Origin of the sequence: Rheinheimera sp. D18 (assembly GCF_004345025.1) — a bacterium.
In the GTDB taxonomy this organism is placed as follows: Bacteria; Pseudomonadota; Gammaproteobacteria; order Enterobacterales; family Alteromonadaceae; genus Alishewanella; species Alishewanella metallidurans.
This window is the reverse complement of sequence record NZ_CP037745.1, coordinates 1,285,068-1,306,541: the sequence shown is the minus strand read 5'-3', so window position 1 is coordinate 1,306,541 and position 21,474 is coordinate 1,285,068. Positions and strand designations below refer to the sequence as shown.

The 21,474-nt window shown below is 42.7% G+C and carries 20 protein-coding genes; 14 read left to right on the top strand and 6 right to left on the bottom strand.

The genetic code is table 11. The annotated features are described in order from the left end of the window. Positions 1–96 precede the first annotated feature (96 nt). Entirely contained in the window at positions 97–447 is a 351-nt protein-coding gene (locus E0Z06_RS06210) for a hypothetical protein (RefSeq protein ID WP_132582907.1), read from the top strand. Between the two features lie 7 nt (positions 448–454). On the opposite strand, the gene E0Z06_RS06205 is transcribed toward E0Z06_RS06210, so the two are convergent. After that, on the bottom strand, positions 455–1,738 hold the full coding sequence (locus E0Z06_RS06205) for a glycosyltransferase (protein WP_132582905.1): 1,284 nt from the start codon (positions 1,736–1,738) through the stop codon (positions 455–457). A gap of 109 nt (positions 1,739–1,847) precedes the next feature. Here E0Z06_RS06205 and E0Z06_RS06200 point away from each other — a divergent pair, with 109 nt between their 5' ends. After that, the gene (locus E0Z06_RS06200) at positions 1,848–2,486 is read left to right on the top strand and encodes a hemolysin III family protein (protein WP_132582903.1); all 639 of its coding nucleotides are present in this window, start codon (positions 1,848–1,850) and stop codon (positions 2,484–2,486) included. A 42-nt stretch (positions 2,487–2,528) separates the two neighbouring features. On the opposite strand, the gene E0Z06_RS06195 is transcribed toward E0Z06_RS06200, so the two are convergent. Then, positions 2,529–4,121, bottom strand: a complete 1,593-nt coding sequence (locus E0Z06_RS06195) for a S8 family serine peptidase (protein ID WP_132582901.1) — start codon at positions 4,119–4,121, stop codon at positions 2,529–2,531. 440 nt (positions 4,122–4,561) lie between these two features. Between E0Z06_RS06195 and trxB the strand changes: the two genes are divergently transcribed. The 4 genes from trxB to infA all read left to right on the top strand — a co-directional run bounded on the left by trxB (position 4,562) and on the right by infA (position 7,255). Continuing rightward, complete coding sequence (gene trxB, locus E0Z06_RS06190) at positions 4,562–5,518, top strand: thioredoxin-disulfide reductase (protein ID WP_132582899.1); 957 nt, start codon at positions 4,562–4,564, stop codon at positions 5,516–5,518. Positions 5,519–5,525: 7 nt separating this feature from the next. Further along, complete coding sequence (gene aat / locus E0Z06_RS06185; protein WP_132582897.1) at positions 5,526–6,248, top strand: leucyl/phenylalanyl-tRNA--protein transferase; 723 nt, start codon at positions 5,526–5,528, stop codon at positions 6,246–6,248. Then, positions 6,241–6,942: an arginyltransferase gene (locus tag E0Z06_RS06180; protein ID WP_132582895.1), complete on the top strand. Its 702-nt coding sequence runs from the start codon at positions 6,241–6,243 to the stop codon at positions 6,940–6,942. The genes aat and E0Z06_RS06180 overlap by 8 nt, the downstream gene beginning before the upstream one ends. 94 nt (positions 6,943–7,036) lie before the next feature. Beyond that, entirely contained in the window at positions 7,037–7,255 is a 219-nt protein-coding gene (gene infA / locus E0Z06_RS06175; RefSeq protein ID WP_008610216.1) for a translation initiation factor IF-1, read from the top strand. A gap of 83 nt (positions 7,256–7,338) precedes the next feature. Here the strand turns inward: infA and clpA are convergent, their stop codons facing one another. Both clpA and clpS read right to left on the bottom strand, forming a co-directional pair. Beyond that, entirely contained in the window at positions 7,339–9,606 is a 2,268-nt protein-coding gene (gene clpA / locus E0Z06_RS06170) for an ATP-dependent Clp protease ATP-binding subunit ClpA (RefSeq protein WP_132582893.1), read from the bottom strand. A 54-nt stretch (positions 9,607–9,660) separates the two neighbouring features. Further along, positions 9,661–9,981 (bottom strand): ATP-dependent Clp protease adapter ClpS, encoded by a 321-nt coding sequence (clpS, locus tag E0Z06_RS06165; RefSeq protein ID WP_132582891.1) that lies wholly within the window; start codon positions 9,979–9,981, stop codon positions 9,661–9,663. 190 nt (positions 9,982–10,171) lie between these two features. Between clpS and cspD the strand changes: the two genes are divergently transcribed. Beyond that, entirely contained in the window at positions 10,172–10,390 is a 219-nt protein-coding gene (gene cspD, locus E0Z06_RS06160) for a cold shock domain-containing protein CspD (RefSeq protein ID WP_132582889.1), read from the top strand. A gap of 108 nt (positions 10,391–10,498) precedes the next feature. Here the strand turns inward: cspD and E0Z06_RS06155 are convergent, their stop codons facing one another. After that, the gene (locus tag E0Z06_RS06155; protein WP_132582887.1) at positions 10,499–12,727 is read right to left on the bottom strand and encodes an NADP-dependent isocitrate dehydrogenase; all 2,229 of its coding nucleotides are present in this window, start codon (positions 12,725–12,727) and stop codon (positions 10,499–10,501) included. Positions 12,728–13,016: 289 nt separating this feature from the next. Here E0Z06_RS06155 and E0Z06_RS06150 point away from each other — a divergent pair, with 289 nt between their 5' ends. The 5 genes from E0Z06_RS06150 to E0Z06_RS06130 all read left to right on the top strand — a co-directional run bounded on the left by E0Z06_RS06150 (position 13,017) and on the right by E0Z06_RS06130 (position 17,904). Beyond that, positions 13,017–13,472 carry an NUDIX domain-containing protein gene (locus E0Z06_RS06150; RefSeq protein WP_132582885.1) on the top strand — a complete coding sequence of 152 codons (456 nt, stop codon included), beginning with the start codon at positions 13,017–13,019 and terminating at the stop codon, positions 13,470–13,472. A gap of 69 nt (positions 13,473–13,541) precedes the next feature. After that, positions 13,542–14,666: a tRNA 2-thiouridine(34) synthase MnmA gene (mnmA, locus tag E0Z06_RS06145; RefSeq protein WP_132582883.1), complete on the top strand. Its 1,125-nt coding sequence runs from the start codon at positions 13,542–13,544 to the stop codon at positions 14,664–14,666. Position 14,667: 1 nt separating this feature from the next. Next, entirely contained in the window at positions 14,668–15,318 is a 651-nt protein-coding gene (hflD, locus tag E0Z06_RS06140; RefSeq protein WP_132582881.1) for a high frequency lysogenization protein HflD, read from the top strand. Between the two features lie 8 nt (positions 15,319–15,326). Continuing rightward, positions 15,327–16,697 carry an adenylosuccinate lyase gene (gene purB, locus E0Z06_RS06135; RefSeq protein ID WP_132582879.1) on the top strand — a complete coding sequence of 457 codons (1,371 nt, stop codon included), beginning with the start codon at positions 15,327–15,329 and terminating at the stop codon, positions 16,695–16,697. A gap of 52 nt (positions 16,698–16,749) precedes the next feature. Beyond that, positions 16,750–17,904: a cupin domain-containing protein gene (locus E0Z06_RS06130; protein ID WP_132582877.1), complete on the top strand. Its 1,155-nt coding sequence runs from the start codon at positions 16,750–16,752 to the stop codon at positions 17,902–17,904. A gap of 85 nt (positions 17,905–17,989) precedes the next feature. Here E0Z06_RS06130 and E0Z06_RS06125 read toward each other — a convergent pair whose 3' ends face one another. Then, positions 17,990–18,427, bottom strand: a complete 438-nt coding sequence (locus tag E0Z06_RS06125; RefSeq protein ID WP_132582875.1) for a DUF4826 family protein — start codon at positions 18,425–18,427, stop codon at positions 17,990–17,992. 242 nt (positions 18,428–18,669) lie between these two features. Between E0Z06_RS06125 and E0Z06_RS06120 the strand changes: the two genes are divergently transcribed. Together E0Z06_RS06120 and prsR are read left to right on the top strand one after the other, a co-directional pair. Then, complete coding sequence (locus tag E0Z06_RS06120) at positions 18,670–19,713, top strand: Glu/Leu/Phe/Val dehydrogenase (RefSeq protein ID WP_132582873.1); 1,044 nt, start codon at positions 18,670–18,672, stop codon at positions 19,711–19,713. A 354-nt stretch (positions 19,714–20,067) separates the two neighbouring features. Continuing rightward, positions 20,068–21,423: a PEP-CTERM-box response regulator transcription factor gene (gene prsR / locus E0Z06_RS06115; protein ID WP_132582871.1), complete on the top strand. Its 1,356-nt coding sequence runs from the start codon at positions 20,068–20,070 to the stop codon at positions 21,421–21,423. Positions 21,424–21,474: the final 51 nt, after the last annotated feature.

The window sequence follows — 21,474 nt, the reverse complement described above, 5'->3', positions numbered from 1 at the left end:
TAACAAACAAAAAATGCCGGTACATTTGTCTTACCCTGGCAAAATGTTGTATAAATAGCGAGCTACATGCACAAATAATGTCTGTTAAGGATCAATATGACCAAATTGGATAAAGATCAGGTTGTTGCCGACTTTACTGCAGCCTATAAAGCCGCTTTTGGTAAAGCCCCGAAACTGGAGCAAAAACCAGGCTGGTTTAGCGTAGATGGTGACAAAAACATTCGTCTGGCTGAGTTAGCAGAACTTGGGGCTAGTTATAGTTCAGCTAAGGCTAAAGCTAAGCCTGCCGCTGAAAAGAAAGCCGCAGCAGCTAAAACAACCAAAACCGCAGCTAAGCCTGCAGCTAAAGCACCAAAAACCAAAGCCAGTGGCAATGGTCAGGTAGCCGCTAAAGTGTGGATACAGCACATTGGTGTCGGACAGCGAGCGCCGCGCGGTAGCCGTTAAAAAAGCGCTAGTCTGGCTGCGTTAATGCAGCCAGACGGGCTTTTGTTTCAATCCACTGCCCCATAAATTTAGTACTGCGATAAGCATGATGTCGCAACATTAGCCCCGTGAAGTTTTGCTGGCGATGGGTATCTAATTGCTGTTGAACCTGGCTAAGCTGTTGCCAAATACGCTGTTGCTGTTGCGCTAGGCTAAATTTTTCTTTTAGTATTGAAAACCCACACTGCTGTGCGCGCTGCCATGTATCCTGTTGCTGATATAAACGCACTGCTGCATCTGCTAATGCTTGACTATCATTAGCAATAAACCCTGCCCACTCATCCAGAACTAACATACCTTCAGCACCAATGTCGGTAGTAACACTTGGCGTACCACAGCGCATAGCATCTAATAATTTCCCTTTTAAACCCGCACCAAATGCTAACGGCGCCAAACACACTCTGGCCTGCTGCAATACGACATAGGCATCATCTGCCCAACCTTTAATGAAAAAGCCTTGTTTAGGGTTATGCAACGCTGTGGCTTTAGGTGGTGGATAAGCACCATAAATATGTAGCTCCGCCTCAGGCAATTGTTTGCGAATAAGTGGCCATATTGTTTGTTGCAGCCACAATACTGAATGCCAATTTGGTGCATGGCGAAAATTACCAATCGCAATAAAATGCTGTCTGGCGGAAAAAGCAAAATCTGGCTGTTCAGTTATTTCGGCCGCAGATTGCATTGCGGCATCATCAAGCAAGAACGGGCAGTAACATAATAGTGCGCTAGGCACGCGGTAATGTTGTTGCAGTAATTGCATTTCAAATTCAGATATAACTAAGGTGAGATCGCAACGATAAATAGCTGCTATTTCGCGCAGCGCTAATTCAGAGTTTAGTGCATCTGGGTTAAGTTCATTACCACTATTAAAGCAACGTTGCCGAGCATCACGCAGCGCATGACAGTCTTCCATATCCAAAATACGTAATGCCTGTGGGCAGGCTTGCTCTACACGCCAACCAAATTGTTCCTCTAACATAAAACGGTCAAACATTACTGCGTCGGGTGCCTGGGCAGTAATCCACTGATCAAAACTGCTGTCATTTAGGTTAATGCTATGCTCTACAACACCCAGTTGCTCTAATTCGAAACGGTGCGTACTTTTCTCTGCCGCACTGGCAAAAATAACACGCCAACCTTGACTTAAAAATAATTGAATTAAACTAAGCATACGATAGCCAGCCGCAGAAGAATTAGGTTCAGGCCAGACATAACCAACAATAATTAGCAGCGGTTGCACAGCAATATGCATAGTAACTCCGTAGAAAATGGCGCATTCTAACCATAAATTGCTAGCAACAACAGCGTCGCAGTTGACAATGTCATGCTAAAATAAGCCATACACAACAATGGTAAACTTTATGAGCACGACGTTTTATACCCCGTTTGAAGAGCGCCTACATGCATTAAGCCATGGTATTGGTGCAATATTAAGTGTATTTGCCGTAATTTCAATGCTTAGGCTGTCAGCACTGCATAACGATAGTTGGCATTATGCTAGTAGCATTATTTATGGTGTTAGCTTGGTATTGCTTTATAGCAGCTCGACCTTGTATCACTCGATTGCAAATATTGAAATTAAACGCAAGTTGCGTCAATTAGATCACGCAGCCATATTTATTCTGATCGCGGGTACCTACACCCCATTTACACTTATTAATTTACGTGCTGACTGGGGGATCGCGTTATTTGCCTTAATTTGGTCAGTGGCGCTTGTCGGAGTAATCTTAGAACTGGCCACTAAACTTAAATATAAAAAGTTATCGCTTAGCTTATATTTAGGCATGGGTTGGTTGGTAGTGCTGGCAATTAAACCAATGTTAGATAATGTTGAGATAGGTGGTTTACTGCTGCTGTTAGCCGGTGGGCTTAGTTATTCCGTTGGTGTTATTTTTTATGCTTGGAAAAAACTATATTTACATCACGTTATCTGGCACCTATTTGTCTTAGCCGGCAGTATTCTGCATTTTTTTGCTGTGTATTTTTACGTTCTTGCCTAAATAAAAAAGGGCCGGGTAACCGGCCCTTTTTACAGCTAACTATTAATACTGATAACTGAAAGTTAAACCGCTATAAGCTGCATAAGCACGAATACCGACGTGCCATGTACCTGCTTGCGGGTTGCTAATGGTACAAATTTCATTGCTACCTTGTAGGTATGGACGACAGGTGTAGGCAGTTGTCGTGGGTGCACTACCATAACGGACATACAAGTCAGCATCACCTGAACCGCCTGACGTTTTAAAGCTAATAGACGATACGCCAGAAGGGATCTGATAGCTGCCTCTTAACCACTGGCCAGTACTAGCTGATAAATTAGGGAAGGTTGCACCACCGCCCTCTGGCGGAGGTGTGCCACCATCGCCGCCGCCATTACCACTACAGCCATTATTGGTTAAATAGTCGTGCGCGGCTTTTGCCTTAATGATACCCCAGCCATAAGATGAGTCACGCCCGGCAGCACCGCGGTCTTGTGCGGTTTTGTTTAACGCATTACGAATTTGTGGTGCAGTACACTGTATATGGTTGCTCCACACTAACGCAGCTACCCCAGCAACGTGAGGCGATGCCATTGAAGTACCGCTGATGCTGTTATAGCCACCATTATTCCAGGTTGAACTTACGTTCACACCAGGACCGGCAATTTCAACTTGCGTGTTACGTTGTGAGAAGCTGGCTAAATTAGCGCTAGAATCAACCGCTGCGACTGAAACCACCGCATCATAAGACGCTGGGTACGAAAACGACGTATTGCCACCGTTACCCGCAGCAGCAATTAATAACATACCGCTATTGTAGAAGTTGTTCATCGCAGTCTTTTCAGTCTGATTCGATGAGCCGCCGCCTAAGCTCATATTTACGACTTTAGCGCCAGCGTCTTTACATGATTGAATTGCACTAACTAAATTAGACGCGTTAGTCCACTCACCATTATTGTCGAATATTTTAACAATATGCACGCCTGCTTGGCCTGAACCAATAACACCTACTACACCTTTGTTATTGTTTAAACCAACCATAGTACCTGCAACGTGTGTACCGTGGCCGTTGCCATCTGAATACCAATTACCGTGGCCAGAAAATGCAGCACCTGTTACACCTGAGCTAGGTAAATCTTCATGATTGGATTGATAACCGGTATCAATAATACACACCTTAATATTACCGGCGCTTGAGTCACTTACTTGGTTGGCTTGCACCATAGTAATACCGTAAGGCGTAGACTGAGCCATCGGCGTAATAATGTTATTCATTAAATAACGCTTACTATCTTCTTCTACGTATTCAACATTAGGATCGGCTTGCAACTGTTTAAGCTGTGTAGGCGTTAATTTCGCCACACTGGCATTAACAAAAGTAAGGTGTGAAATCGCCTGAACATTTACTTTTTGTAACGCTTGTGTCGCACGAGCAATAGATAAAGACGCAAGTTCTTTTGCATTAGTATCAGCGCTTAACTGCACAGCAGGTTCTTTAAATTTGATAATATATTGAGTTGGTTCAACTTCGACCAAATCAGATAAGTTGATCAGTATTTCTGGGCTTTTCATGCCCTCAGCAACAGCAACTGACGTAAGGCTTAGTGCAAAACAACCAGCTGATACCGCAGCTAGCATTGTTGTCGTCTTTTTCATCTTAGTAGTACCCTTGATTAGTTATCTTATTAGAATCCGTTTCGTACATATTGTACTTAGTGCATCCTGCTGAGACGAAACTACCAGAGCCAAACCGATATACCACCACAAAGCCCTTATAAATTCTTTACAAATAGATGACATTGACCGATTAACGGAAAACATTATAACTATCAGAAACAAAATAAGTTTATTAGGTACAACATAAAAATTTAAAAATGTAAAATTACCTATGTTAATTTTTTAACTTATTTTTCAGTGTTTACTTTAATACTTTTTACTCGCACTAAAGTGCGCTAACCATTTCGTAAAATGCAGCACAACCGCCTCCATATTTTACCGGCGCGGATTAAATGCCCACCAAGCCTTTCGCTTAGGCTTGCATTCTTTTAGAATTGCCACCATAACTCGTTTTAATTGCGTCGCTTTCGGAGAAATACATGTCTGATGTTAAACACAGCCGCCTGCTTATTCTTGGTTCAGGTCCTGCTGGTTACACCGCTGCAGTTTATGCAGCTCGCGCTAACCTAAAACCGGTGCTAATTACTGGAATGCAACAAGGTGGCCAACTGACAACCACTACAGAAGTAGAAAATTGGCCAGGTGATGCGCACGGTTTAACGGGCCCCGCATTAATGGAGCGGATGCGTGAACATGCTGAAACCTTTAATACCGAAATTGTGTTTGACCATATTCACACCGTTAATTTACAACAGCGTCCGTTCACATTAACTGGCGACAATGGCACCTATACTTGTGACGCCTTAATTATCTGCACTGGTGCATCAGCTAAATATCTCGGTTTACCCTCAGAACAAGCGTTTAGTGGCCGCGGCGTTTCAGCTTGTGCCACTTGTGACGGTTTCTTTTATCGCAACCAAAAAGTTGCTGTTATTGGCGGCGGTAATACAGCGGTAGAAGAAGCATTGTATTTATCTAATATCGCCGCTGAAGTGCATCTAGTGCACCGTCGTGATAGCTTTAAAGCAGAAAAAATCCTGGTAGACCGCCTAATGGCGAAAGTTGCCAGCGGCAATATTATACTGCACACACATCGTCAACTTGATGAAGTGCTAGGCGACGATATGGGTGTTACTGGCGTACGTTTAAAATCAACAAATGGCGAAACTGACGAAGAATTAGCGCTACAAGGTGTATTTATTGCCATCGGCCACAAACCAAACACCGATATTTTTGCTGGGCAATTAGAAATGAATGGCGGTTACTTAAAGGTTCATTCAGGCAGCGAAGGTAACGCAACCCAAACCAGCATTGAAGGTGTTTATGCTGCTGGTGATGTGTCTGACCATATCTACCGTCAAGCCATTACCTCGGCTGGTACTGGTTGCATGGCAGCACTGGATGCCGAGCGGTATTTGGACGCACTTAGCAAGTAAGTTAACCATGGCAATTTATCTGCCGGCGTTATCAGCACACGATGTTAGCTTTCCCAAGTTACATCGTGCGCTTGCTGACCCTGACGGTTTACTTGCTATGGGTGGCGACCTTAGTACTGAACGCTTAATCAGTGCATACTCCCAAGCTATTTTTCCTTGGTTTAGCGATGGTGATCCGCTACTTTGGTGGAGCCCTTCTGTACGGGCGGTATTTGCACCCAATACCGTGACACTAAACCGCACCTTACGAAAACAACTTCAACGCTATAATCTTACTTTTAGTGTTAATCGCGCATTTTCTGACGTAATAGCCAGCTGCGCGGCACCAAGAGCTAAACAGCCCAGCACCTGGATTTTACCCGAGATACAACAAGCCTATATACAATTACATTTGCAAGGCCATGCACACAGCATTGAAGTGTGGCAACAAGATAAATTAGTTGGCGGCTTGTACGGTGTACTTGTTGGCCAGTTATTTTGTGGTGAGTCTATGTTTAATCTCATACCTAATGCCGCTAAGCTAGCGTTAATTGCACTACAACATCATTTACAGCAAGTCGCTGACGGCTGGATAGATTGCCAACTGGTGAATCCATTTTTATTGCAATTAGGCGTTATTCCCATGCCTCGTGCAGACTATGTTCGGTTACTTCAGCAATATCGTCAGTTATCTACACCAACGGCGCATTGGCAAGCTAAAACTATTTGGTTAGATAAATCGCATGCATGAACTGCAATTTGGTTTAACCGCACCAGCACAATGTAGTTACTTGCCAGAGCAACAAGAACAACTGGTATTTTTGTTGCCTCACCAGCCTTTAAGCGCCGCGCTTTATCAGCAGCTAATGCAGTTAAATTTTCGTCGTAGCGGTGAACAAGTGTACACACCACACTGCCCTAGTTGTAGAGCATGTCATTCGGTACGCCTAAGCTATAACGAATTTGTGCCAAGCCGCAGCCAAAAACGGTTACTTAATAAGGCCCAGCGTCATAACTGGCAGCATCAATTAGTTAATATCACCAATACTGATTACTACCCGCTATTTGCTAATTATATTACGCATAAACATGCCGACGGCAGTATGTTTCCGCCAACGCCTGAACAACTAAGCTCAATGCTAAACTGCTCATGGTTAAACGTACGGGTATTAGAACAGTATTATAACCAGCAATTGGTGAGTGTAACGGTGGTCGATGAAACTAGCGACGCATACTCGGCGGTGTATACTTTTTTTGCACCCGAGATCAGTGCGTTTTCACCGGGCGTTTTAGCGGTTTTATATTTATTGCAATATGCTAAACAAAACCAAAAGCAATGGTTATATTTAGGCTATCAAGTTGATGCCTGCCAAAAAATGGCCTATAAGGCTGCATTTATGCCGCAACAACGCTTTATTCAGGGACAATGGCATTCATTTGGTTAAAAAAGCGCATGCTGCTTTACTTATGCCGATGATTTCGGCACAATCTGCGCAGTTTTTTTGTGGTTCACCCAATATTAAGAGGCAAGTACGCTGAATGGCGAAGGAAGACGTAATTGAAATGCAAGGTACCATTTTGGATACCCTGCCAAATACCATGTTCAAAGTTGAACTGGAAAACGGCCATGTCGTTATCGCTCATATTTCAGGTAAAATGCGTAAAAACTATATCCGTATTTTAACTGGCGATAAGGTAACCGTAGAGTTAACACCATACGATTTAACGAAAGGCCGTATCGTGTTCCGCCAGCGTTAAGCCGGCTCCCACTACTTTACACTAGCTAATACAAACCCGGCCGAAGCCGGGTTTAGTGTTTTCTATCAATTTGTTAACCGCTATTACTCGGCTAAAGCGGCCTCATCCGCGGTTTGATAATCAAAGCTTAATTTATCTTCAACAAGATCAATTCTTACTTCGCCACCATGCATTAACCGACCAAATAGAATTTCATTGGCCAAGGCTTTTTTCAGCTGCTCTTGAATAACCCTCGCCATAGGTCTAGCACCCATCGCCCGATCGTATCCCTTATCCGCTAACCACTGCCTTGCACTGGCGCTGATTTCTAACGACACTTGCTTTTTATCCAGCTGCACTTGTAAATCGCAGATAAACTTATCGACAATTTGCAAAATAATATCTATCGATAAATGTTTAAACCAAATAATACCGTCTAAACGGTTACGAAATTCAGGGCTAAAAGTGCGATTAATTTCCGCTAACGCATCATGGCTGTGATCTTGTTGCTGAAAACCAATCGATTTACGTACAGTTTCCTGTACACCCGCGTTGGTCGTCATAACTAATACCACATTACGAAAATCAATTTTTCGCCCGTTATTATCAGTTAACGTACCGTGATCCATTACTTGCAGCAATATGTTGTATATATCGCTGTGCGCTTTTTCAATTTCATCAAGTAATACCACTGAGTATGGATGCTTAGACACAGCATCGGTTAACAAGCCGCCCTGCTCAAAACCAACATAACCTGGTGGCGCACCAATAAGTCGGCTAATGGCATGGCGCTCCATGTACTCCGACATATCAAAGCGCAGTAACTCAACCCCCATAACTTTAGCCAGTTGCTTGGTTACCTCAGTTTTACCTACGCCGGTTGGGCCAGCAAATAAAAAGTTACCTATTGGCTTTTCTTCGTTACCAAGACCTGAACGTGATAAGCGAATAGCCGCGGTAAGCACCTCTATTGGCTCGTCTTGGCCAAATACCACTAGTTTTAGGTTACGGTCTAGGTTAGCTAACACATCCTTATCAGATGCCGATACCGACTTCTCAGGAATACGCGCCATCTTGGCAACAACATGCTCAATTTCCGGCACATTAATAACTTTGCGTCGTTTAGATGCCGGCAATAAGCGTTGGCTAGCACCAGCTTCATCAATAACATCAATAGCTTTATCAGGCAAAAAACGTTCATTAATGTATTTAGCTGATAATTCAGCCGCTGCCCGCAGTGCTTTTTGTGTGTACCGCACATTATGATGCTGCTCATAACGCTCTTTTAAACCTAGCAAAATACGCGTGGTATCTTCCACGCTAGGCTCTGTAACATCAATTTTTTGAAACCGACGTGCCAATGCGGTGTCTTTTTCAAACACACTCTTAAACTCTTGATAGGTAGTTGAACCCATGCAACGTAAACGGCCGCTTGATAACAAGGGTTTAATTAAATTACTAGCATCCATCACGCCACCTGAAGCCGCACCGGCTCCAATAATGGTGTGTATTTCGTCGATAAATAAAATAGAGTCTTTCTCACGCTCTAACTCTTTTAATAAAGATTTTAAGCGCTTTTCAAAATCTCCACGGTATTTAGTACCTGCCAATAACGAGCCCATATCTAGTGAATAAATAGTCGCGTTAGCAATAACCTCTGGTACCTCATTATGCACAATACGGTATGCCAAACCTTCAGCAATAGCGGTTTTACCCACCCCCGCTTCGCCAACCAGTAACGGGTTGTTTTTCTTTCTACGACACAATACTTGGATGGCACGTTCCACTTCTTGTTCGCGACCAATTAACGGGTCAATATGGCCATTTTTAGCTTGTATGTTTAGGTTAGTGGTGAAGTTTTCTAAATATTTACTATCGTCCGCAACGGCTTCACCGCTCTCTTCCTGTGCTTGTTCGTCATGCTGTTCTAACTTTTCTGTTTTAGTAACACCATGCGAGATAAAATTAACCACATCAAGTCGAGTGATGTCGGTTTTTTTCAGCAGGTATACCGCTTGGGATTCTTGTTCGCTAAATATTGCCACTAGCACATTAGCCCCAGTTACTTCCGCTTTTCCCGACGATTGCACATGAAATACCGCGCGCTGTAAAACGCGCTGAAAACCGAGTGTAGGTTGGGTATCGCGCTCTAACTCCCCATCTGGAAGCACTGGCGTGGTTGAGTCAATAAAACTAGACAGCTCTTGACGTAGCTTGTCGATATTAGCACCACATGAACGCAGCGCTTCACCTGCTGCGGGGTTATCTAACAAAGCTAACAATAAATGTTCTACCGTCATATATTCATGCCGGCGTTCGCGTGCAAACCTGAAAGCTAAATTCAGAGTTAACTCAAGATCTTTATTCAACATATACAACTCCTAATCCACCTGAGTAACGACACCAGAATCATGCAAAGGCTTACCTTATGCGCGTTCCATAGTACATAACAACGGGTGCTGATGCTCTTTGGCATACTGCATCACCTGCTGCACTTTTGTTTCTGCAATTTCTGCAGTAAATACACCACATTCCCCCTTGCCTTCGTAATGTACTTTTAACATTACTTCAGTTGCTTGTTCGAATTGCATATTAAAAAATCGACTTAAAATATCAATAACAAAATCCATCGGAGTGTAATCGTCATTATGTAAAAGTACTTTATACATTGGTGGTGGCGCAACACGCTGTCGTGTTAACTCTTCTAAGCCACCATGTTGTTCATTACTGTTTTTATTGCCACTCATAAACTATAGCCATGCCTGTGTGATCCATCAAAGGAGCTTTACGTTAATTATTGGTTAATATTTGGTTTATTTTTGCAAATAACTTGACTGTATGCTCAAATTATCTACATTAGTTGTTGGGCGCAACAACATTTCCGCGTTCAGAACTAGAATACAGAGTTTAGCTAACTTAGAGAAGGAAGTAAGTGGTATGGCTACCGGTAAAGTAAAATGGTTCAATAATGCTAAAGGTTTTGGATTTATTCGTGAAGACGGCCGTGACGAAGACATCTTTGCTCATTATTCAACCATTAGTATGGATGGCTATCGCACGCTAAAAGCCGGACAAGATGTCAAGTTCGACTTGTCTGAGGGCCCTAAAGGCTTACACGCTGTGAATATTAAACTGCCCGATGATCTGACAGAGTAAAATGTTCGCATAACGTTTAACTAAGCGTAGTGTTATAAAAGTAACGATATGGCAACGGCATAAAAAAGCAGGCATTGCGCCTGCTTTTACTTTTTGAGTTTACTAACCTTAGATGTTAGCTAATGCTTGATTAAACGTTTTACTTGGCCGCATTGCCTTAGCCACTAGTTCTGGGTTTGGTCGATAATAACCACCAATATCGACCACTTTACCTTGTGCACCATTTAACTCGGCAATGATGGTTGCTTCGTGCTGCTGCAAGTTCGTTGCTAATTTAGCAAAACGCGACTGTAGCTCTGTATCTGTGCTTTGCGCAGCTAATGCTTCTGCCCAGTACATGGCTAAATAAAAGTGGCTACCTCGGTTGTCGAGCTCACCTAGCTTGCGCCGTGGCGACTTATCATTATCTAAAAATTTTGCCGTTGCTGCATCTAATGCATCCGCCATAACTTTAGCTTTTTTATTACCCGTTACTTGGCTTAAATGTTCTAATGATGCCGCTAGGGCTAAAAACTCACCTAGCGAGTCCCAACGTAAATAATCTTCTTCGATAAACTGCTCGACGTGCTTAGGCGCAGAACCACCAGCACCGGTTTCAAACAAACCACCGCCGTTCATCAAAGGCACAACCGATAACATCTTGGCGCTAGTACCCAACTCTAAAATTGGGAATAAGTCTGTTAAGTAATCACGCAGTACGTTGCCAGTTACCGAAATGGTATCTAAACCTTGCTTAATGCGCTGTAACGATAAGCGAGTTGCTTCTACTGGTGATAAGATCTGAATATCTAAGCCACTAGTATCATGGTCTTTTAAATACGTTTGAACCTTGGTAATGATTTGCGCATCGTGTGCACGAGCGCTATCTAACCAAAAAATAGCCGGTGTGTTACTTAAACGAGCACGGTTAACCGCTAGCTTTACCCAATCACGAATCGGCGCATCTTTTACTTGGCACATACGCCAAATATCGCCCTGCTCGACATTATGCTCAAATACCACATCACCTTTAGTATTAAGTGCTTGAACCTTGCCATCTGCAGCAATTTCAAACGTTTTATCATGTGAGCCGTATTCTTCCGCTTTTTGCGCCATTAAGCCAACGTTAGGCACTGAACCCATTGTTTTCGGATCAAAAGCACCATTCTTTTTACAAAAATCAATAGTTTCTTGATAAACACCAGCGTAGCAACGGTCTGGGATCATCGCTATTGTGTCTTTTAACTTGCCATCGGCACCCCACATTTTGCCAGAACTTCTAATCATTGCCGGCATTGAGGCATCAATAATCACGTCACTTGGCACATGTAAATTGGTTATTCCCTTATCAGAATTAACCATTGCCAATGCAGGCTGCGCCGCGTAGCAGGCTTTAATTTCAGCCAAAATTTCATCTTGTTTGGCTTGAGGTAAACTCGCTATCTTAGCAAACACATCACCGGCGCCGTTATTAACATCAACACCCAGCTCTGCGAATAGTGCAGCGTACTTATCAAATACCGGTTTAAAGAACTCGACCACCGCATAACCAAACATAATCGGATCCGACACCTTCATCATGGTGGCTTTTAAATGCAGTGATAATAGAATGTCTTGCTGCTTTGCTGCGGCAATTTCTTGTTTATAAAACGCGCATAGTGCTTTTTTACTCATGGTCGCGGCATCAATAACCTCGCCCGCTAACACCGCTACTTTTTCTTTTAATACTGATACGGTGCCGTCTTTGGCAACATGTTGAATTTTTAATGCATCAGCAGTAGCAAACGTAGTTGATTTCTCACTACCGTAAAAATCACCTTGCGTCATATGTGCAACGTGTGATTTAGAATCTGCTGCCCAAGCACCCATACTGTGTGGATTTTTCTTGGCGTACTGTTTAACTGAAGCTGGTGCGCGGCGGTCTGAGTTGCCTTCACGCAATACCGGGTTTACGGCACTGCCTTTAATTTTGTCATAGCGAGATCTAACATCACGCTCTTGGTCCGTTTTTGGCTCAGCAGGGTATTCAGGTAAAGCATAACCTTGCTGTTGTAACTCTTTAATTGCTGCTTTTAACTGCGGAATTGACGCACTAATATTAGGTAGCTTAATGATATTTGCATCAGGCTGGTTGGCCAGCTCACCAAGTTCAGCCAAAGCATCAGCAATACGCTGTTCTGGCTGTAAAAAATCGGAAAAGTTGGCAATAATGCGACCAGACAGAGAAATATCGCGAGTTTCTACCGCAATACCTGCTGCAACTGTAAATGCCTGTACAATAGGTAAAAAAGAGTACGTCGCCAGCGCTGGCGCTTCGTCGGTTTCAGTGTAAATAATTTTTGCAATTTCTTTTGACATGTTAGTTCCTGTAATGTGTTTGCGATCAGCTGGATTTTATTAGCCAGTTCGCACCTTCATCCGGGCGATGTTGATGTTTTAAACGCATTTGTTGCAAAGCGGCCGTAGTATAACAGCATGACATTCAATAAAATAGGCGGTTTGCTGTACAAAGCTGCTGCGTTTTTAGCGTAATTAAAACCACAGTCACTAACCTAATTCGCCTTATAACTCGTAATAAAATCGCCTTTTATGGCAAAACAATTTATAAGCATAGCAACAACGCTATGCCAAGGAGCAACCGCAATATATGAGTAGAGAGCAGTTACATCTTACCGTTGCCGCCATTGTTCAGTTTCAAGGTAAGTTTTTATTAGTCGAAGAAATTGATAAACAAACAGGCAAGTTAGTGCTTAATCAGCCAGCAGGACACGTTGAGCAAGATGAAGATCTACTGCAAGCGGTAAAGCGCGAGCTATATGAGGAAACGGGCTTAGAGCTTGAGCCGTCAGCTTGGCTTGGTATTTCGCAATTACAAGCAGCAAATGGCCACCGCTATGTGCGGTTAAACTTTATTTTTGAACCAACCAACTTGCCTAAATACTACCAGCCCCAAGACGCCGACATTCTCGCTTTACATTGGTTTAGCGCAGAACAATTATTACAAGCTGCATTGCCATTACGCAGTCGTCTGGTTAGCGATGCAATACAATCCTACATTGATGGCACGCGCTTACCTTTAATGCTAATTCAGCCAACGCGATAACATGCGCTGAGCACAAATTTAATGTATAATCCGCGCTTTAATTTTTCGGTCTTCAACAGAGCAGGTATCATGCCAGACAATCGCTCAGCGAATAGCGCAGAAAATAGTAGTAAAAAAGTCATCGTCGGTATGTCCGGCGGCGTCGACTCATCAGTTTCAGCTTATCTGTTAATACAACAAGGCTATCAGGTTGAAGGCCTGTTTATGAAAAACTGGGAAGAAGACGACAACGACGAATATTGCGCTGCGGCTGAAGATATGCGTGATGCGCAGGCGGTATGCGATAAATTGGGTATTGTTTTACATAAAGTAAACTTTGCTGCCGAGTACTGGGATAACGTATTTGAGTATTTTCTTGCCGAATATAAAGCTGGGCGCACACCCAATCCCGATATTATGTGCAATAAAGAAATTAAATTTAAAGCCTTTCTTGAATTTGCCGCAGAGGCCTTAGGTGCTGATTATATTGCTACTGGGCATTACGTACGCCGCCGTTACCTAGACGGTCATTGGCAACTATTACGTGGCATAGATAATAATAAAGATCAAAGCTATTTTCTTTATACCATTGGCGAAGAGCATGTTGCGCAAACATTATTTCCTGTAGGTGAACTAGAAAAACCTGCAGTGCGTGCGATTGCTGAACAACAAGATTTAATTACCCACGACAAAAAAGACAGCACCGGTATTTGTTTTATTGGTGAGCGTAAATTTAAAGATTTTCTTCAGCAGTATTTACCTGCTCAGCCTGGTGATATTGTGTCGATAGAGGGTGACGTTATCGGCCGGCACGAAGGCTTAATGTACCATACACTTGGTCAACGCAAAGGCCTAGGTATTGGTGGCATGCGCGATGGCGGCGACGAACCTTGGTATGTAGTAGATAAAAACCTCGAGACTAACCAGTTAATTGTCGCACAAGGCCATGACCACCCAAGCTTGTTGTCTAATGGTTTAGTCGCCAGCCAGTTACACTGGACCGACCGTAAAGGGCCACAACAAGCTCTGCGCTGCACGGTAAAAACGCGTTATCGGCAAACCGATATCCCCTGCTTATTAACGCCAAACAGTAATGGCACAGTAGAGGTGCTATTCGACACCCCGCAAAAAGCAGTAACGCCAGGCCAGTCAGCCGTATTTTACTCAGCTGATGTATGTTTGGGTGGCGGTATTATTGATGTGGCGCTGAACTAGTATGCAATTTTCCTTATCAACTCAAATTATTGCCCTAGCCGGCCTTTGCCAAGCGCTAAAACTAGTTCAACAAACTGCGCGCAGCACCGAACCCAGTTCAGAGCAAGATAAAGCCGCACTAAGCGTGATGCTAAGCAGTGTTGCAGTGCTTAACGCCGATGAGCCGCTGCTAATTTATGGTAATAACGCAGCTAACTTACAAACCGGTTTACAAATTATTATTGACCAGCTAGGTGATAAACCACAAAAAGATGTCGAGCTTACTCGTTATCTTGTTGGTGTTTTAGCTCTAGAACGGCGTTTAAATAAAAGCCCAGCTAACTTAAAAAAGCTCGGCGACAAGCTGCAACATTTAGAACGCCAATTACAACATTTTAGTATTACTGATGACACTATCTTAGCTAGCTTGGCCGATACCTATTCTAGTTGTATTAGTAGCTTAGGCGGAAAAATTCAAATATATGGCCAACCAGAATTACTGAAACAACCACGGGTACAACATAAAGTACGTGCATTGTTGTTAACCGCTATTCGCTCAGCCGTATTATGGCGCCAAGCGGGTGGCAGCCGTCTTAACTTTATTTTTAAACGTCGCAAGCTGGTGGCACAAGCAAAATTGATGCTTGCACAGCTGCCTTTATCAAGCTTATAGGAGCCTGTATGCAACTGAATGCCCTTACCGCTATTTCTCCCGTTGACGGGCGTTATGGCAGCAAAACTACTGATTTACGTAATTATTTCAGTGAGTTTGGCTTAATAAAATACCGTGTGATGGTAGAAGTGCGTTGGTTACAGCAGCTCGCAGCAGTTACTAGCATTAAAGAAGTGCCAGCGCTATCGGCAGAAGCTAATCGGGTTTTAAATGATATTGTCGACAATTTTAGTTTAAGCGATGCTGAGCGTGTTAAAGAAATTGAACGTACCACAAACCACGATGTTAAAGCGGTAGAATATCTACTAAAAGAGAAAGTGACCGGCAATGCCGAACTTGCCGCAATAAGTGAATTTATCCACTTTGCCTGTACCTCTGAAGACATTAACAACTTGTCGCATGGCTTAATGCTAAACGCAGCAAGAGCTGAGGTTTTATTGCCACAATGCGATGCGCTACTGGATGCCATTAAGCAATTAGCAAACCAGCATAAAACTGTGCCTATGATGGCTAGAACACATGGCCAACCTGCTTCACCTACTACGTTAGGTAAAGAGATGGCTAACGTGTATATGCGCTTAAAACGCCAACGTGAACAAATAGCTAACGTTGAAATTTTAGGTAAATTCAACGGTGCTGTCGGTAACTATAATGCGCACTTATCTGCCTATCCAGATCTTAACTGGCATCAGATCTCTGAACAATTTGTTACTAGCTTAGGCCTAAGCTGGAATGCGTTTACTACGCAAATTGAGCCACATGATTATATTGCCGAGTTGTTTGACGCGGTTGCTCGGTTTAATACTATTTTACTCGATTTCGATCGTGATGTTTGGGGCTACATTGCCCTTGGTCACTTTAAGCAACGCACTATTGCTGGCGAAATTGGCTCATCTACCATGCCGCATAAAGTTAACCCTATAGACTTTGAAAACTCTGAAGGCAATCTGGGTATTGCTAACGCGCTGTTTAATCATTTATCTGCTAAGTTACCAGTATCACGTTGGCAGCGCGACCTAACTGACTCTACTGTATTGCGTAATCTAGGTGTTGGCTTTGGTTACACATTAATTGCTTACCAAGCCACGCTTAAAGGCATTAGCAAACTCGAAGTTAACGAAGCTAACCTACGCGCTGAACTAGATGCAAACTGGGAATTACTGGCGGAGCCAGTGCAAACAGTAATGCGTAAATATGCCATCGAACAGCCATATGAAAAGTTAAAAGAGTTAACCCGTGGTAAGCGTATTACGCAAGCTGATTTGCATATATTTATTGATAAACTGGAGCTGCCAGACGACGTTAAAACGCAGCTTAAACAGCTGACACCCGCTAACTATATTGGCGCCGCAATAGATATTACCAGTACATTATCATAATACGAGTTTAAACAAGGCGCTGTATTCAGCGCCTTGTTCTTAGGAAAGCATCATGTATCAATTACAGTTAGGTGAACTAAGCATTGCCGATTTTCTTAATGAATATTGGCAAAAAAAGCCACTGTTAATAAAAGGTGGCTTTAAACAGTTTGTTGATCCATTAACAGCCGATGAGTTAGCCGGTTTGGCGATGGAAGAAGAAATTGAATCACGTATTGTTAGTTGCGTTGATAAACAATGGGATATGCACACTGGCCCGTTTGAAGACTTTTCTACTTTTGGCGACAAACACTGGACTTTATTAGTGCAAGCCGTTGATCATTGGCATCCAGAAGCTGCTAAATTATTAGATCCGTTTCGTTTCATACCCAACTGGCGTATTGATGATTTGATGATCAGCTTCTCAGCGCCAGGCGGCGGTGTCGGCCCACATTTAGATCAATATGACGTATTTATTATTCAGGGCGAAGGTAAACGTCACTGGCGCGTTGGCATGCCAGATAAAAATTTACAGCAGCTTTGTCCGCACCCTCGTCTGCTGCAAGTCAGCCCTTTTATCGCCTGTATCGATGTTATTACTGAACCTGGCGATATTTTATATATCCCACCTGGCTGTCCACATGACGGTATTAGTATAGAAAACAGCCTCAACTACTCGGTTGGCTTTCGCGCACCGGCACAAAAAGACTTGCTCACCGGGTTGGTTGATCATTTAATTGACCATGATGTAACAGGTAGTCGGTTTAGTGATACCAACCGCGCGCAAGCGACGTCTGTTGGTGCAATATCTGATGCTGATCTCAATCAAGTACAACAACTACTGCAACAGCTGGTCAATGACAAAGCTATGTTGCCAAGCTGGTTTGGTAATCTAATTACCCGAGCTAAACACGAACTGGATTTAAATGAACCAGATCCGCATTATTCTGCGGACGAAATTAGTGAATATATAGAGGAAGGTTCTGTGCTAAGCCGCACTGGCGGTTTACGTTGTTGCTATTATCAAGCCAATAACAGCAGCGATATTCTACTGTTTATTAATGGTGAGCAAATTACTCTACCGAGCAACGAGCTAAGCACTGCACAGTTGCTCTGCGATCATACCGAGCTGGCATCAGCGCAGAACCTACATTTTAATCAGTCTAATGAACGCGTAATGCTAATTACCAGTTTGATTAATCAAGGTTACTGGTATTTTAGCGAATAAGCGTAGCTAATTAGCGAGCTGCATTTTGAGCATAAAAAACCGCCTTGAAGGCGGTTTTTTATTTTCCGTAAATTAATAATTACACTTAACTGGCTAATTCTTCTTGCCATAAATTATCTTGATTAAACATATCATACAAACTGTGCGCACGATTAATCAGCAGATTAGCAAAATCCTGTTGCGTTTTATCATGAATACCAGCATCGATGATTTGTTGTGCCTTTAATTGCCAACGTAATGAAAACGCACGCACCGCTTCACGAGGACTAACCGCCGCAGCATAAGCCATATGATCGGTCGGTAAATCGCCACTGACTACCCAATATGACTGTTTATCTTTGGTGTTTAATTTCCAAACAGAAAAATAAGGCGGTAAATAGCGGCTTTCCGTCACCGCAACGTTATCGGGTATAATACCTTTACTTGCCAAGTACTCATTGGCTTTTTGAAACTGAGCTCTAACCCATTGCGCTCTTTCTTGTTCGGCCTGTTCAATTTGTTCAGGTGTTAGCTGCTCACTCATTTACTTTCTTCCTATTTAAAGTTTTTAGCTACTTTATTGGACTCAGAGCTGACAATCAAGTGTTGCGACAAATTGTCGACAATCCACTGGAATGACCAGATTATATTTCTATCTATTTCTGGTTTAAATGATGTCGAAATGCTACATTTCGCGACACAAAACTACCGCTGATTATGTGGTAATTATTAGGTGACTAACCTGCCCTCATTCTTGTGGCAGCTAATTAAACGGAGAAATTATTCGTGGCATTATTTAACCATTCTGAATTTGATAATCATGAACAAGTTGTATTTTGCTCTGACGCTGAAACCGGCTTAAAAGCGATAATTGCGGTTCATAGCACAGCACTTGGTCCAGCGGTTGGTGGCTGCCGTTTATGGGATTACGTATCAGACGAAGCAGCATTAAACGACGTTCTGCGCTTATCACGCGGTATGACCTATAAAAATGCAATGGCTGGTTTGCCTTTAGGCGGCGGCAAAGCGGTAATTTTAGGTGATGCTAAGAAAATTAAATCTGAAGCCCTATTCCGTGCGTTTGGTCGCATGGTGCATCGTTTATCTGGCACCTATTACAGCGCTGAAGACGTTAACATTACGACTAGCGACATTATGATTGTTAATAAAGAAACACCTTATGTTGCCGGTTTAGAAGGTCAAAGCGGCAACCCTGCACCTTTTACTGCACTTGGCACTTACCGTGGTATTAAAGCTGCTGCTAAACACCAGTTTGGTTCAGATAACTTAAACGGTAAAACCGTTGCAGTACAAGGCTTAGGCAGCGTAGGTTTTTACTTATGTGAACACCTACATAAAGAAGGTGCTAAGTTAATCGTTACTGATATTAACCAAGATGCGGTACAACGCGCGGTAACCCAGTTTGGCGCCACGGCTGTTGATTTAGATGCTATCTACGCTGTAGATGCCGATATCTATGCTCCTTGTGCACTAGGTGCAACATTAAACGACGATACTATTCCACAGTTAAAAGTTCGTGTTGTCGCCGGTTGTGCCAACAACCAGTTAAAAGAAGCCAGACATGGCGAAGTACTGCGTCAAAAAGGCATTTTGTACACACCAGATTACGTTATTAACGCTGGAGGTATTATCAACGTGGCATCTGAAATGCGCCCAGAAGGTTACTCTGCAGAAGAATCAACGCAAAAAGTTATGGCTATTTATGATACTTTATTAAATCTATTTCAACGCGCAGATGCAGAAAACAAACCAACCAGTCAGGTTGCAGATTTAATGGCACAAGAAATTATCAAACGCGGCAAAGTATAATCAGTTACTGCTCAAACAAGCCGCTATTATCAGCGGCTTTTTGCTTCAAAAAAAAACACTATATAAACATTGTTTTAACATAAAACCTCTCACTATTTTTCGATATACAATATCACTATTCTTAAACACTAAACTCGGTAGCGCTGCAGTTATTTCTATTAATTTCAGGTACTATTACAAATCAAATTTGTAGCTAATTCTGTTTCAATCTCAAGTAAATTAAGCTGCAATGGGCTAGGCTTTTAAAATGATGTAATATATAAGTTCTGGTTTACCAAGTTAGTATAGGAAAGACGTTCTCTTTCGAAGGCTATTTAATTGGCTTACTAAAGATAAAATAACAAGGATCGTTAAATGAAGACTATATTAGTCATAGAAGATGATATTGGCATCCAAAAACAATTAAAATGGAGCCTATCAGATTACGAGCTAGTATTTGCCCACGACAGAGCATCAGCTTTAACCCAATTACGCCGTTATGAACCCAATGTCGTTACTCTTGATCTCGGTCTTCCACCAGACCCTGCTAACGCAAGCGAAGGTTTAGCTTGTTTAAACGATATTTTAACCATTCAACCTAGCTGCAAAATTATTGTTATTACCGGCAACGCCGATAATGAGCATGCACTTAAGGCCATCGCTTTGGGCGCTTACGACTACTATCAAAAACCTTTAGATGCCGACGTGCTAAATATCATCTTGGCCAGAGCGTTTAAAATAAGCGAGTTAGAAACCGAAAATCGCGCATTAAAAAGTGCCGCACCAAGTAATAACGACATCATTGGTAATAGTGAAAGCATTTTAAAAGCGTGCCGTACTGTAGAAAAAATTGCCCCCACCGAAATTACTACGCTACTACTGGGCGAAAGCGGAACCGGTAAAGAAGTGTTTGCTCGCTCAATTCATCGGCAAAGCCCAAGGGCAGGTAAACCCTTTGTTGCGATTAACTGTGCGTCAATTCCAGAAAATTTGCTAGAAAGTGAGTTATTTGGCTACGAAAAAGGCGCGTTTACTGGGGCCAATAAAACCACGCTTGGTAAAATAGAATGTGCAAATGGTGGTACCTTACTACTTGATGAAATTGGTGATATGCCATTAAGTCTACAAGCTAAAATGCTACGCTTTTTGCAAGAGCGCGTTATTGAACGCGTCGGTGGGCGTCAGGAATTAGAAGTCGATGTTAGGGTTATTTGTGCTACCCATCGCAACTTAGCTGAAATGGTTGCTGCACAAACCTTTCGTGAAGATTTATATTACCGAGTAAGTGAAATTACTCTGCTAATTCCGCCACTACGCCAACGAGGTAATGACATTATCATTATCGCTAAGGCGCTGTTAGGTAAGTTTAACCAAGAGTTTAATACCCACGTACAAGGTTTTACCGAATCGGCTATGCAAGCCATGTTACAGCACGCCTGGCCAGGCAATATTCGTGAATTACAGAACAAGTTAAAATCGGCGGTCATTTTGGCTGATAGCAAATACATTACGCCAGAAGATCTTGGTTTATCGATGCGTGATATTAAAATTGATACCTTGCGCAAAGTTCGTGAGTTGGCAGAAACTAAAGCGATACGTCAAGCCTATACACTGGCGTCTGGCAACCTATCAAAAACGGCAGACTCATTAGGCATTACACGGCCTACGCTCTATGCTCTAATTGATAAATATCGGTTGCACGACTTGCGTAATACTGAAACAGAAGGCTAGGTTTAACTTAAGCCTTAGCTAAAAATCAAGCTAAAAAAAAACCCCACAATT

What these genes read in the sequence shown, in the direction of transcription:
- E0Z06_RS06210 (WP_132582907.1), top strand. Translation starts at nt 97, where the DNA reads ATGACCAAATTGGATAAAGATCAGGTTGTTGCCGACTTTACTGCAGCC.
- E0Z06_RS06205 (WP_132582905.1), bottom strand. Translation starts at nt 1,738, where the DNA reads ATGCATATTGCTGTGCAACCGCTGCTAATTATTGTTGGTTATGTCTGG.
- E0Z06_RS06200 (WP_132582903.1), top strand. Translation starts at nt 1,848, where the DNA reads ATGAGCACGACGTTTTATACCCCGTTTGAAGAGCGCCTACATGCATTA.
- E0Z06_RS06195 (WP_132582901.1), bottom strand. Translation starts at nt 4,121, where the DNA reads ATGAAAAAGACGACAACAATGCTAGCTGCGGTATCAGCTGGTTGTTTT.
- trxB (WP_132582899.1), top strand. Translation starts at nt 4,562, where the DNA reads ATGTCTGATGTTAAACACAGCCGCCTGCTTATTCTTGGTTCAGGTCCT.
- aat (WP_132582897.1), top strand. Translation starts at nt 5,526, where the DNA reads ATGGCAATTTATCTGCCGGCGTTATCAGCACACGATGTTAGCTTTCCC.
- E0Z06_RS06180 (WP_132582895.1), top strand. Translation starts at nt 6,241, where the DNA reads ATGCATGAACTGCAATTTGGTTTAACCGCACCAGCACAATGTAGTTAC.
- infA (WP_008610216.1), top strand. Translation starts at nt 7,037, where the DNA reads ATGGCGAAGGAAGACGTAATTGAAATGCAAGGTACCATTTTGGATACC.
- clpA (WP_132582893.1), bottom strand. Translation starts at nt 9,606, where the DNA reads ATGTTGAATAAAGATCTTGAGTTAACTCTGAATTTAGCTTTCAGGTTT.
- clpS (WP_132582891.1), bottom strand. Translation starts at nt 9,981, where the DNA reads ATGAGTGGCAATAAAAACAGTAATGAACAACATGGTGGCTTAGAAGAG.
- cspD (WP_132582889.1), top strand. Translation starts at nt 10,172, where the DNA reads ATGGCTACCGGTAAAGTAAAATGGTTCAATAATGCTAAAGGTTTTGGA.
- E0Z06_RS06155 (WP_132582887.1), bottom strand. Translation starts at nt 12,727, where the DNA reads ATGTCAAAAGAAATTGCAAAAATTATTTACACTGAAACCGACGAAGCG.
- E0Z06_RS06150 (WP_132582885.1), top strand. Translation starts at nt 13,017, where the DNA reads ATGAGTAGAGAGCAGTTACATCTTACCGTTGCCGCCATTGTTCAGTTT.
- mnmA (WP_132582883.1), top strand. Translation starts at nt 13,542, where the DNA reads ATGCCAGACAATCGCTCAGCGAATAGCGCAGAAAATAGTAGTAAAAAA.
- hflD (WP_132582881.1), top strand. Translation starts at nt 14,668, where the DNA reads ATGCAATTTTCCTTATCAACTCAAATTATTGCCCTAGCCGGCCTTTGC.
- purB (WP_132582879.1), top strand. Translation starts at nt 15,327, where the DNA reads ATGCAACTGAATGCCCTTACCGCTATTTCTCCCGTTGACGGGCGTTAT.
- E0Z06_RS06130 (WP_132582877.1), top strand. Translation starts at nt 16,750, where the DNA reads ATGTATCAATTACAGTTAGGTGAACTAAGCATTGCCGATTTTCTTAAT.
- E0Z06_RS06125 (WP_132582875.1), bottom strand. Translation starts at nt 18,427, where the DNA reads ATGAGTGAGCAGCTAACACCTGAACAAATTGAACAGGCCGAACAAGAA.
- prsR (WP_132582871.1), top strand. Translation starts at nt 20,068, where the DNA reads ATGAAGACTATATTAGTCATAGAAGATGATATTGGCATCCAAAAACAA.